Here is a 12450-nt window from a genome sequence, read left to right as displayed (position 1 = left end):
TCGATGAACTCCGTAAGCCTAAATGCGTTACCTATGTCTCCCGACACCCGTTACCTATGTCCCCCGGCTGAACACACGGCGCACCCTACCAAGACAGCATCCCGACTAGAGGCGGAACTTGCCCATCTGCCCGGCCAGGTCATCGGCCAGGCGGCTCAGGGTCTGACAATCCTCGCGGCAGGCGCGCACCTCACCAGTGGTGGCGTGCGCCAGATCGGCGATGCCCTGCACGTTGCGGTTGATCTCCTCGGTCACCGAGCTCTGCTCTTCGGTCGCCGCAGCCACCTGGGTGTTCATGTCGCTGATGCGCTCGACCTGCTCGGTGATGGCGCCGAGCGACTGCCCGGTGCGCTGACTCGCCTCAACGCCGGTGCCGGTGGCCGATTGACCCGCGTGCATGGAACTGACGGCCGTTTCCGCGCCCTGCTTGAGGCGTTGAATCATCTGCTGGATCTCGTCGGTCGACGCCTGAGTACGGCTGGCCAGCGTGCGCACTTCGTCAGCCACCACAGCGAAGCCGCGCCCCATCTCCCCGGCACGTGCCGCCTCGATGGCGGCGTTGAGCGCCAGCAGGTTGGTCTGTTCGGAGATACCGCGAATCACCGCCAGCACCTGATCGATGGAAGCGACCTGCTCGGCAAGCTCAGCCACCGCACCCGCCGCGCTGCCAATATCGGCGGACATTCGCTCGATATGGGCGATGGACTGGCCTACCACCTGACGCGCGCTCTGCGCCTCGTCGCGTGCGCTGTGCGAGGACTGCGCAGCGTTGCTGGCGTTGCGCGCGATCTCCTGCACGGTCAGGCCCATCTCGTGTACGGCGGTGGCCACCATGTCGGTCATTTCCTGCTGCTGGCCAGCGCGCCCTGCGGTGTTCTCCACCACCCGCGCCACCTGGCCGACTGCGGTACGCAACCGCTCACTGGTGGCCAGCACATCGCCGATCAGGTCGCGCTGACTGGCGAGAAAGCGGTTGAAGCCACGGGCCAGATCGCCCAGCTCATCGGCCCGCGATTGATCCAGGCGGCGCGTCAGGTCACCACCGCCACCACCGATTTCCACCAGTGCCTGGGTCACCTGACGGATCGGCCGCACCAGACCGCGAGCCAGCAGCACCACCAGCCCCAGGAAGAACAGCGCAACGGCCACACCAATCAGGCTGGTCATCAGCAGCGCCTGCCGAGCCTCGGCGTAGACTTCGGCCTCAGGCACCTCGCTGACCAGCAGCCAGTCGATACTGGCGAACTTCTGCGCCACGGCGAGAAAGGTCTCGCCATCGCGCTCGAAGCGTACCGCCCGGCTGTCGCCTGCAAGCACCTGACGGCTGGCGTCGGCGCCGAAGAGTTCGGCGAGCTTGCCACTGCCGCTCAGCTGCGAACGCGGGTGGACCTTGACGCTACCCTGGCTGTCGATGAGAAACACCTGGCCGCGCTCGCCGAAACGGAACTCGCTGATCATCTTCGACATGTCCGCCAGGTTGTAGCCCAACCCCGAGACGCCGAGCGTCTTGCCGCCACGCTTGATGCGCTGATTGATGAACAGCGTGGGCAGCCGTGTGGTCTTGTCGATGTCGATTTCCAACACCCGATCCCGGTCGCTGTCGACCAGGCGATAGAACCACTGGTTCTCCGCCTGACTGCGGTCCAGGGTGCGCATTAGCCCTTCACCGGTGGTGTAGTTGCCACTGGCCAGGGCGACGATGGAGGTGGTCATGGCGTTCTGCTGAGCGCGCACGCCCTCCAGATAGCGCGCGAATTCGTCACGCCGGGCGGCATCCTCGCCAGCAGCCAGCCAATCCTGCACCAGGCTGTTCTCGGCAATCGAGGCGTTGGCGGTAATGGGCGCAGTCAGCACCCGCTCCAGGTCGTTGCGGATCGCCAGCACCCGCGCTGGCAGCGCTTCTTCGATCAGGTAGCGCTCGGTCAGGCGATCGACCACCGCCGAGTAGATGCCGACGACGATCAGAATGCTGGCCAGCAGGGCGGCGCCCATGCTGAGGATCAACTGCCACTGAATACTGCGTTGCCAGAGGCGCATGGAGGCTTCTCCCGGTTATTATTCTTGAGCTCGCCCGAGCAATTGGATACAAAAATGTACACAAATTGCAAACAGGTTACCGCCAGGTTTCATATCGGCGGCTCACGACAGAGCTTTATTCGCTCCAGGCGAGATCATGTGCAGTGATGATCAGGGCGCAGCCCAGAGCGGTCGGCGCCAGCGGCGCGCTTTACGGCCCTACGCTGAATTCCAGACGAGCGGTCTGGCCCCCCTCGTCGAGCACGCTCAGTTGATGCCTGCCGCTGTCGAAGGCGTGATTGAAAGGTGCATCCAGCGCAGTGTCACCCAGCGGCCGGCCATCGAGGAACCACCAGCGCCGGCCACTTCCCCCCAGCGCTGAAAGGCTGAGCCGCAGCGGCTCATGCATGCCCTGCGGGCGACGCAGACGATCACCATCGCGCACGCCGACGATGGACAGCGGCGCCACCTGGCTACTGCGCGGTGGCGGGCAGCTCGGATCGACGCTAGGCAAACGTGCCGTGCGTTGTTCACGACGCGGCAGCCAGGGCTCCAATGGCGCCGGCCACAAGGCCAGTTCATGCACCTCGGCCCCCGGGCAGCCCGGACCAACGCGACGCTCATCGGCATCCAACCAATAGCGCTCGCGCAGGCCGCTGCCCAACGGCTGATCAGCGGCCAGCAGCGTCGGTGGCGTGGTGCCTTCGAGCGTCCAGGCAAAGCGCAGGCGCCGACAGTTGGGATCGTCCTTGCTCATTGGCTGCCCCAGCGGCCAGCAGATGGCGGCCACGCCAACTTCGGCCGGCTGTGGATCGGCCGGCGCAGCGATGCCGCGCTGGCTGTCACGATTGACCAGCAGATCATGCACCTGCAGCAGCAGCGGGGCAGCGGAAGCCAGGCCGAACTGGCCGGGCACCGGGGTGCCATCCGGGCGACCGATCCAGATACCGATCAGATGACGCGGACCAACGCCGATGGCCCAGGCATCGCGAAAGCCGTAGCTGGTGCCGGTCTTCCAGGCCAGGGTCGGCCGCTGCGCCAGGTAGGCGCGCGGGTCGCGATCCGGGCGTGCCTGGCCGCTGAGAATGCGCCTGATGATCCAGGCCGAGCCGGGCGACAGCAGGCGCCGCTCGCGCAGTTCATCATCCGGCTGCAGGCGAGGTCTGGCCGCCATACCGCCGCGCGCGAAGGCGCTGTAACCCGCCACCAGCGACTCCAGGCGCGAGCCACCGCCGCCCAGAATCAGCGCCAGGTTCGGCTCGGCCAACGCCGGCAGGCGAATCGGCACACCGGCACTGCGCAATTCGCCGGCAAAGCGCTTCGGCCCGTAGGCTTCGAGCAACTGCACGGCCGGCAGGTTGAGCGAGGTGGCCAGCGCCTCGCTGGCCGACACCGGGCCGATGAAGCCGGTAGCGAAGTTGCCTGGCCGGTAGTCGCCGTAGTGCCGGGGCACGTCCTGCAGCAGCGACTCGGAGTGGATCAGCCCGGCATCCAGGGCCATGCCGTAGAGGAAGGGTTTGAGCGTCGAGCCGGGCGAACGCAGGGCGCGCACCATGTCGACATGACCGAAGCGCGAGGTGTCGGCGATATCCACCGAACCGAGGTAGGCGCGCACGGCCATGCTCTGGTGCTCGACCACCAGGATCGCCGCCGAGGTACGCTCCGGCAGACGTGCCCGCCAGCCCAGCAGCAGATCCTCCAGACGCAGTTGCAGACTGGCATCGAGGGTGGTGTGGATCAATAGCGGGCTGCCGGCACGATTCAGTCGCCGCGCCAACAGGGGCGCCAGGCTCGGCTCACGGCGCGGCGCGAGAAACACCGGCTCCTCCAGCGCTTCGTCCACCTGGGCCTGTGGCCACACCTGAAATTCGCCCAGACGCCGCAGCACCTTGTCACGCGCTGCCTGGGCGCGCTCGGGATGGCGGTCCGGGCGCAAGCGGCTGGGCGCTTGCGGCAGCACCGCGAGCAGCGCGGCATCGGCACGCGTGAGCTGGCTTGGTGGTTTGCCCAGATAACTCCAGCTCGCCGCCGCGACGCCCTCGAGGGTGCCACCGAAGGGCGCGCGGTTCAGATACAGGGTGAGGATTTCATCCTTGGACAGGTACCACTCCAGCTGCGCCGTGCGCCAGAGTTGCTTGAGCTTGCCGGGCAGGTCACGGCCATGCGGATCGAGCAGGCGCGCCACCTGCATCGACAGCGTACTGCCGCCGGACACCACGCGCCCGCCCGTGAGGTTCTGCCAGGCCGCACGGCCCAGCGCCAGCGGGTTGATGCCGGGGTGCTGGCGAAACCAGCGGTCCTCGTAGGTCAGCAGCGCTTCCAGGTAATAGGGCGAGACCTCTTCAGGCGTCACCGGATAACGCCATACACCGTCACGATCGGCGAAACGCCACAGCGGCGTGCCGTCCTCGGCCAGCACCACCCGCGCCAGATCGTCCTCGGGCAGGGGCAGCGGGAAGAGGCGGTCGGCTAGCCAAAGCAAGGTCAGGGGAACGCAAGCGAGTATGAGCCAGCGACGCAAGTGGTTGAGTCGCATGGTCAGCACAAGCTCCCGGATTGCATCCGGGATACAGGGTCGGCGTAGCCCGGATGCAATCCGGGGAATACCTTACTCACCAGCATTTTCGATCTCAACGCCTGTGCCACCCGCCCAATCGCTGGGTAGCAAACCTTGCCGTACATAGTGATGAAAACTGGAAAACGGCCAATCCTGTACACGAGCGACCAGACCATGCTTGAGCGGATTGATATGAATGTAATCCACATGGTTGCGGTAGTCCTGCTCGTCACGGATCAGATGCTCCCAGAAACGTCGCTGCCAGATATTGGCTTCGCCCTTGGCGTTGGTCTGCACTCTGATCCCGACCTGTTGGCGTAACGCAACAATGAATTCTCTCTTGAGCTTGCGAACCCGTGCAGAGAAGTCGGCGTCATCGGTCGGCAACACCATCAGCATATGCAGATGGTCGGGTAGCACGACCAGAGCAGGAAGGCGAAAAGGCATCTGCGCTTGAACGCTCCGTAGGCACTGACGAAGCCGAGTTGAATATCTGACCAGCAAGTCGCTAGATCTGTCTTGCAGTGCCAGGGTCAGGAAATAACAACCACCTGCCACCCGGGCTCTTCGATAAGCGACCATGATCGGGCCTCCGTGCCCACTCAACAAAGCTCCCGGATTGCATCCGGGCTACGCGACTCCTGTAGCCCAGATGCAATCCGGGGCCGCCTTTAGCGCCCCCTCACCACCAGACTATCCGGCGCACTGCCCAGCGCCTGCCAGCTCGGCCGGTACATGGACTCCACCTGCGGTGGCGGCACGCGGTAGCTGCCAGGCGTCACCGCGCGGGCCAGGTAGAGCAGATGGGTGGTGCCGTAGCCTTCCACATCCACCGCTGCCACGTAGCGATCACCGCGATATTCCTGGTGCTTGATCCGCGCATTCTGCATCGAGCGGCGCCATTCCTTGACGTTGCTGCCGGCGTCATCGAGGCTCGCTGCGCTTTGCGCCAGGTTCTGGTTCTCCAGCTCCAGGCCGGCCGGCAGCAGGTCGACGACCAGGGCGTCCGGCACGCGCTGCCTGGCGCGCACGGCCAGATGCACCAGCACCAGCTCACCGCTGTCCAGGCGCTGCAGGTCCAGCGGGCGGCCATCCATGCCCAGGTATTCGCGCTCGATGCTGAGGTTCTCACCACCGGCGCGCGGCGCCTGACTCGGGTAACCGGACAGGGTCAGTTGCTGATACAACGTGGCGCTGCCGGCATTGCTCACGCTCAGCGGTTCGGCCAGTTCGCCACGCTCCAGCTTGATACCGGGCTGCTGGTTGCTCAGCTCGAACTGGAAAGCACCACTAGCCAGTTTGGCGCTCCAGGCCTGCTCGGGTTTGCCGAGAATGCCGCGGCCGGCGAGGAACAGCGAGTTGCGCTCCTGAGTCGACAGCCAGCGCTGGCCAGCCAGTTCATCCGCCAGGTTGAACAGACGCTGCTCACGCTGGCCGGCAGCCAGGTCGTGCTCTTCCAGCAGGGCCAGGATCAGCGCCTGGTCACGCAGCGGGCTGCCGTAGTCGGCCATCCAGCGTTCGCCATCGCGCTGCTGGATCAACCCCTGATTCAACGCCTGCTCGGCACGCGGCGCATCGCCCATCAGTTTCAGCGCAGCCGCCAGTTGCACCAGCGGCAGGCCGGAACGTGCTTCGCTGCGACGGTCGAACAGACTGCGCAACGCACCCAGCGGCGCCTGCTGGCTGCGTGCCAGAACATAGCCGGCATAGGCCTGCACGGCGAAGCGGGTATGGGCGAAGTCCTGGCTGTAGCTGGCCTCGATCAGGCTGCTCTGCTGCAGGTAGCGCAGCAGGCGATCACTGGCTTTCTTCAGTGCCTCTGGCGGCACACCGAAGCCTTGCTCACGGGCACGCAGGAGGAAGTCGGTGACATAGGCGGTCAGCCAGTATTCCTCTTCGCTCTCGGCGCTCCACAAGCCGAAGCCACCACTGTGACGCTGCATGCCGAGCAGGCGCTCGATACCCAGCTCGATGCTCTTGCGTCGCTGCTCGTCCGGCTCGCCTTCCAGGCCGAGACGCTTGAGGCTGGCGGCATCGGCGTAAAGCGACGGGTACAGGCCACTGGTGGTCTGCTCCAGGCAGCCGTAGGGATAGGCCTTGAGCGCACGAATCTGCTCACCGAGATTCAGCGGTGGCCGACTCGACAGCGCCAGCACGGCCTCCAGCCCGGCAGGCTCGAACTGGTTGAGGGTGCCAGCCGGCATGCTCCAGGGCTCGCCTTCGCCGAGAACCGCACGGAAGTGCTGCAACTGCGCCGGATAAGCCGGGCGAATCCCCAGCGTCCACTCACGGCTGAAGTCGCCGAGCGTCTCGTCCGGCAGCGCCAGGCCCTGCACCTCGACATGAATACGACCTTGCCCCAGACCGCCCTCGGCGCGCACCGGAATGCGCAAGGTGGTGCGTTCGCCATCTTTCAGGCTGATCGGTGATTCCCCCTTGCCGAGCAGGCGCAGCTGACCTTCCACACCGAGCTGCACGTCGAGCTTCTGCTCGCTGCCGGACAGGTTGGTCAGATCCAGCGCCAGGGTGGTTTCGTCGCCACCGGCGAGGAAGCGCGGCATCGACAGCTCGGCGATCAGCGGCGCGGCAACCACCGTCTTGGCCTCGGCCATGCCGAAGCGCTGGTCCGTCCAGGCCTGCGCCATCAGGCGCAGTTCGCCGTTGAAATCAGGAATGTCCAGGCTGACTTCGCCCTCGCCCTTGTCGTTCAGCTTCAGTGCATCACTCTGCAGCGCGACGATCAGCACGCTGGTATCCGGGCGTTTGCCACCGGCGGCGAGGCCGGCGTCACCGCCGAAGGCCAGGCTGGCAACGCGCCCCTGGGCCTCGATCAGCTGACCGTAGATATCCAGCTGGTCGGCACCATAGGCCTTGCGCCCGAAGAAATTGGCGAAAGGATCGGGCGTGGCGTAGCTGGTGATGTTGAGAATGCCCACATCGACCGCAGCGACCAGCACATGCACCTTCTCGGGAATGCTGCCGTCGGCGTTGCGTGCGCTGACCTTGACCGTCAGCGGCTGCTTCGGACGCATCTTTTCCGGGGCTTCCAGGCTCAGCGCCAGCTTGCGCGGGGCGCGCTCCAGCGGCAGGTGCAGCAGGCCAACGGCACGCTTCGGCGTGACCTGCGCCTTGCGCTCGCCGGGGCGAATCACCAGGGCACTGAGATAGAGGTCATGGCGCGCCCATTTCTGGTCGATGGGCAGCTCGAAGGTCTTGCCGCCTGCCGGCACGCTGATCTCCTGCCACCACAGCGGCCCCTCGCTGGACTCGACCAGCAGGTAGCCGTTGCCGGCAGCCGGCGGGGTGACGGTGATCTTGGCCACATCGCCTGCGGCGTAGGCTGGCTTGTCCAGCGCCAGCTTGACCTGATCCGGGCGCACCGCGCCGCCGTCGGCGTTGTCCTGCCAGCGGTAGCCGGCCCAGAAACGCAGGCTGCTGACCAGGCCGGTCTGGTTGTCCACCACCTCGACCCGGTACGGGCCCCACTCCACGGGGAAACTGACCTTGGCGGTGCCGCCAGCGGCGATCTTCAGCGGCTCGTCGCTGAGGGTGAGGAATTTCTCGTTGTAGTTGTGACGCCAGCCTTCACCGTCGGAGAAGCTCCAGAAGTAGTCGCGGCGCTCGCGCACCAGGCGCACGTTGAGGTTGTCGGCGGCCAGCTTGTTGCCGGCGGCATCGGCCACCAGGATGTCGAACTCGGCCAGGCTGTCGGCATCGACCTCCTCGCCCTCGAACAGCCCGCGCAGACCTGGCAGACGCTCGGCCGGCCATACCGGCTGGATGATACGCCGGGTGATCGGACGGCCACCGGACTCCTGCAGGCTGGCCTGGAGGATCAGGCGCAGCGGCGACCTGGCGTCGCTCCAGCGATTTTCCGGGCGCAACACGGCGCGGCCCTGGTCATCCAGATTCTGCTCGTCGAGTTCCTGGTCCTGACTCAGGTCGGCCTCGGTGATGTCGCCGAACTGATAGCCCGGCAGGCCGGCCACCGCTTCACGCAGCGGCCGCACGTAGAGCTGCCCGCTCAGACGATTGCCCGCGGCCGGGGCACCGTAGAGGTAACGCCCGGTCACCGCGAACTCGGCGCTGTCGCCCGGCGCGTAGGGCTGCTCCTGGCCCTCGAGTTCCAGGGCCAGGCGCTCGGGGAGGAAGTCCTCGACGAGAAATTCGTAGAGCTGCGGGTTGCCGTCGCCGAGGTCCAGCAACAACTGCCAGCGCCCGGTCGGCGCCTCTTCGGCAAGCGGCAACTGATACTGATAGAGGCCGTCATCGCCGGCGTTCCAGACGAACTTGCGGCTGATCTGCTCATCCGGGCGGCGCACCTCGACGCTGACCGGCTGAGCGGTGACCGGGCTGCCGTCGGCATCGCGCAGCAGACCGTTGAGTAGCACGGTCTCGCCAGGGCGATACAGATCGCGCGGACCGAACACGAAGAACTGCAGGGCATGCGCCTTGGGCCCGGTGATGTCGAACTCGGCCAGGTCCAGCGCCGGCGTGTTCAGGCGCAGCAGGCTGGTCTGCTCGTCCTGCTTGGCCAGCAGCACCTGAGCCTTCTCCGGCAGCGGCAGTTGCGCATGGCCTGCCGAATCGGTCTTGCCTTCAGCGAGCAGGGCACCCTCACCATCGAGCAGCTCGAGCTGCACGCCGGACTGCGCCTTGCCACCTTCCAGCGCCTGGGTGAACACGTCGAGACGATCGCGATAGCGATGCGCGGACAGGCCGATATCGCTCAGAGAAAACAGCGTCGCCGGTTGCGAGTAGCTGTAGCTGCCAGCCTCACGCATCACCGCCAGATACACGCCCGGCTGCTTGAACGGTTCCAGGCCGGCGATGGGCAGCAGCAGGGTTTCGCGGGTGTTGCGCGCCGGATTGAGGTCGAAGCGACCGCCGTAGACCAGATCGGCCATCGGCAGCAGTTCGCGCGCCTCCCAGGTATCCAGATTGCTGGAACGCCCCCAGCGGGACAGGAAGCGCGGCAACGCCTCGGGCTTGATGCGGAAGAACTCGACGTTGACCTTGTCGACGTTCAGCGCGATCACCGGCAGGCCTTCGGCCAGGCGTGTCGGCAGCAGCGAACCACGGCTGGCGAAACCGACGCTGGCCTGCAGGTCGCGGGTTTCGAAGCGACTGACATGTTCGGCAGCGAGCTTGCCACCATTGATCGACTTCAGGCCGGCATCGATGGTCAGCACCAGTTTGCGCTGCGGCTCCAGATGGCGCAGGCGCAACTCGCTGATGTTGTCGGTCAGCTCCCAGGCGCCGTCGACCTTGCCGGTCTTGCTATCAACCAGGTGCAGGCGCTCGGCGAAGGACTGGTCGGGGTCCAGCGGGATGGAGAAGGTCACCGACAGCGCGCTGGCGCCGTCGAGTTGCACCTCGGAAACGTCCACCACCTCCAGCTCGCGGCCGGCATAGCGCTTGGCCAGCGCGTCGCGGTCGACCGCAGGCGCAGGCACCTGCGGCTGTTGTGCGGCAGGCGCGGCGGGGGTCACCGTGGCAGGGGGTTCAGAAGAATCGCAGGCACTGAGCAGGGTCAGGGGCAGTGTGAGTGCGAGGGCCAGAAGCAGTCCTTTGTTCGGCATTGCGGGCTCCGGAATCAGGGGGCGCAGAAGCCGACAACTATAGCCGAGGCGCCCTGCCAACGACGAGCCTTGCAGAAGAATTCGCCAAGCCACTCACACTCCTGAGGCGACGTGCGACCACGCCAGCGCTGTGCCTATAATCGGCGCTTTGACGGAGCCGCCCATGTCCGCCCTGCTCGATGCCTGGCGCCACGCCCCGACCCAGCGCAAGGTCTGGGCCCTGGCTGCACCGATGATTCTCTCCAACCTGTCGGTGCCCATGGTGGCGCTGGTCGACACTGCCGTGGTCGGCCACCTGCCGCATGCCCACCAGTTGGCTGCCGTGGCGGTGGGCGGCAGCCTCTACACCCTGCTGACCTGGGCCATGGGTTTTCTGCGCATGGGCAGCACCGGCTTCGCCGCTCAGGCGGCAGGGCGCGAGGACGGCGGCGCACTGCGCCAGGTATTGGTGCAAGGGCTCGGGCTGGGCGTGTTCATGGCCTTGCTTCTGGGCCTGCTGGCTTTGCCCTTCAGTAACGCCGCGCTGAGCCTGATGCAGCCCTCGGCCGAGCTGGATCAACTGGCGCGCCAGTATTTCCAGATCCGCCTGCTCGGCCTGCCCGCCAGCCTGGCGACCTACGCCCTGATCGGCTGGCTGCTGGGCACGCAGAGCGCCCGTGGCCCGCTCGCGATCCTGCTGACGGCCAACCTGATCAACGTGGCGCTCGACCTGCTGTTCGTGCTCGGGCTCGAACGGGGCGTGGCCGGTGCGGCCTGGGCCTCGGTGATCGCCGAATGGAGCGGCGCCCTGCTCGGCCTGTGGCTGGCCCGCAGTGCGCTCGCACACTACCCCGGCCGCCTCGACAGCAGCGCGCTGAAACGCTGGAGCAACTGGCGCCCATTGCTGGCGGTCAACCGTGACATCTTCATCCGCACCCTGGCGCTGCAACTGGTGTTCTTCCTGATCACCGTGAAAGGCACGCGCCTTGGCGATGCCACGGTGGCAGCCAATGCGCTGCTGCTCAACGGCCTGACGTTGACCGCTTACGCCCTGGACGGCCTGGCCCATGCCGTCGAAGCCCTGTGCGGCCACGCCCTGGGCGCACGTGATCGCGCTGCGCTGCGCCGTTCGCTACTGGTAGCCGGTGCCTGGTCGCTGCTGGCCAGCGCCGGCTTCGCCCTGTTCTTCCTGTTCGGCGGGCACTGGTTCGTCGGCCTGCTCACCAGTATCACCGAGGTGCGCGAACTGGCCCTGAACTTCCTGCCGTATCTGGCCATGCTGCCACTGCTGGCAGTGTGGAGTTACCTGCTCGACGGTCTGTTCATCGGCGCCACCCGCGCCCGCGAGATGCGCGACGCCATGCTCATCGCCCTGGCCTTGGCGTTGCCGCTGGCCTGGTGGCTGCAAAGCCTGGGCAATCACGGGCTGTGGTTGGCATTCCTGGCCTTCATGGGGCTGCGCAGCCTGGTACTGGCTGGCTATGCTTGGCAACTGAGCCGTCGCGACCTGTGGTTCCCTTCCCCAGCACCAGGAGAGATCGCCCATGCTCAACGTCCCGCTGCCCGCCAATGAAACCGAACGCCAGCAGGCACTCGATCGCCTGCAGCACGGCGGCCGCAACCTTAGTGAACCCGCCCCAAGCGCCCATTGAAAGGAAGCAAGCATGGCTGCCGCATTCGTCGCTTACCTGCACTACCTGTCGATCTTCGCCCTGTTCGCCCTGCTGAGCATCGAACACGTGCTGTTCAAGGCGCCGCTGGATCGCTCCCGTGCGCGCAGCCTGATGATCACCGACATGGCCTACGGCATCTGCGCCGGTCTGGTGCTGGCCACCGGCGTGGCGCGGGTGCTGTGGTTCGGCAAGGGCGCCGCCTACTACATGGGCAACGGCCTGTTCCACGCCAAGCTGGGGCTGTTCGTCCTGGTCGGCCTGCTGTCGATCCTGCCCACGGTGGTGTTCATCACGTGGCGCAAACCCTTGAAAGCCGGCCAGGTGCCCGAGCCGAGCGCCCGGCAGGTCGCCCTGGTGACCTGGAGCATCCGTATCGAGCTGCTGCTGTTGCTGGCGATCCCGCTGCTGGCGGCGCTGATGGCGCGTGGCTACGGGATGATCGGCTGAATCCTCGGCGCGATGCGCACGGCGCCCCCCTACAGCAGGGCGGCCGTGCGCACCAAGGGCCTCAGGAAGCACCGTAGATCCTATGTTCGGCCGCAAGCCTGTTGTCCGATCCTATTGCGGTCAAAGGGTATTCCGGAACGCCAGACGGCGAAGGCAATTCGCAGGAGCTTGCGGGCAATGATGCAGTTCACGGCTG

General features: G+C 66.2%; 6 protein-coding genes and 1 pseudogene. 2 read left to right on the top strand and 5 right to left on the bottom strand.

All coding sequences use genetic code 11. From position 1 onward, the window contains the following. Nucleotides 1–105: 105 nt before the first annotated feature. The 5 genes and pseudogenes from ACN0X6_RS24480 to ACN0X6_RS24460 all read right to left on the bottom strand — a co-directional run bounded on the left by ACN0X6_RS24480 (nucleotide 106) and on the right by ACN0X6_RS24460 (nucleotide 10155). A complete protein-coding gene (locus tag ACN0X6_RS24480) occupies nucleotides 106–834 on the bottom strand; it encodes a methyl-accepting chemotaxis protein (RefSeq protein WP_417707934.1) in 729 nt (242 codons plus the stop codon). Between the two features lie 135 nt (nucleotides 835–969). Continuing rightward, nucleotides 970–1992: pseudogene (locus tag ACN0X6_RS24475) on the bottom strand (cache domain-containing protein); the annotation flags it as partial. 235 nt (nucleotides 1993–2227) lie between these two features. Beyond that, nucleotides 2228–4552, bottom strand: a complete 2325-nt coding sequence (pbpC, locus tag ACN0X6_RS24470; RefSeq protein ID WP_417707933.1) for a peptidoglycan glycosyltransferase PbpC — start codon at nucleotides 4550–4552, stop codon at nucleotides 2228–2230. Between the two features lie 72 nt (nucleotides 4553–4624). After that, complete coding sequence (locus ACN0X6_RS24465; RefSeq protein WP_192980105.1) at nucleotides 4625–5155, bottom strand: REP-associated tyrosine transposase; 531 nt, start codon at nucleotides 5153–5155, stop codon at nucleotides 4625–4627. A gap of 89 nt (nucleotides 5156–5244) precedes the next feature. Next, complete coding sequence (locus ACN0X6_RS24460) at nucleotides 5245–10155, bottom strand: alpha-2-macroglobulin family protein (RefSeq protein WP_417707931.1); 4911 nt, start codon at nucleotides 10153–10155, stop codon at nucleotides 5245–5247. Between the two features lie 163 nt (nucleotides 10156–10318). On the opposite strand from ACN0X6_RS24460, the gene ACN0X6_RS24455 reads away from it, so the two are divergent. Then, nucleotides 10319–11707 carry an MATE family efflux transporter gene (locus ACN0X6_RS24455; protein WP_417707929.1) on the top strand — a complete coding sequence of 463 codons (1389 nt, stop codon included), beginning with the start codon at nucleotides 10319–10321 and terminating at the stop codon, nucleotides 11705–11707. 91 nt (nucleotides 11708–11798) lie between these two features. Continuing rightward, nucleotides 11799–12254 (top strand): DUF2214 family protein, encoded by a 456-nt coding sequence (locus ACN0X6_RS24450; protein ID WP_417707927.1) that lies wholly within the window; start codon nucleotides 11799–11801, stop codon nucleotides 12252–12254. Nucleotides 12255–12450: the final 196 nt, after the last annotated feature.

This window comes from Pseudomonas sp. (assembly GCF_048269965.1).
GTDB lineage: Bacteria > Pseudomonadota > Gammaproteobacteria > Pseudomonadales > Pseudomonadaceae > Aquipseudomonas.
This window is presented reverse-complemented; position numbering and strand designations above follow the sequence as displayed.

Coding starts and splice junctions, on each gene's coding strand:
- ACN0X6_RS24460 (WP_417707931.1), bottom strand. CDS start 10,155: ATGCCGAACAAAGGACTGCTTCTGGCCCTCGCACTCACACTGCCCCTG.
- ACN0X6_RS24480 (WP_417707934.1), bottom strand. CDS start 834: ATGGTGGCCACCGCCGTACACGAGATGGGCCTGACCGTGCAGGAGATC.
- ACN0X6_RS24455 (WP_417707929.1), top strand. CDS start 10,319: ATGTCCGCCCTGCTCGATGCCTGGCGCCACGCCCCGACCCAGCGCAAG.
- ACN0X6_RS24465 (WP_192980105.1), bottom strand. CDS start 5,155: ATGGTCGCTTATCGAAGAGCCCGGGTGGCAGGTGGTTGTTATTTCCTG.
- pbpC (WP_417707933.1), bottom strand. CDS start 4,552: ATGCGACTCAACCACTTGCGTCGCTGGCTCATACTCGCTTGCGTTCCC.
- ACN0X6_RS24450 (WP_417707927.1), top strand. CDS start 11,799: ATGGCTGCCGCATTCGTCGCTTACCTGCACTACCTGTCGATCTTCGCC.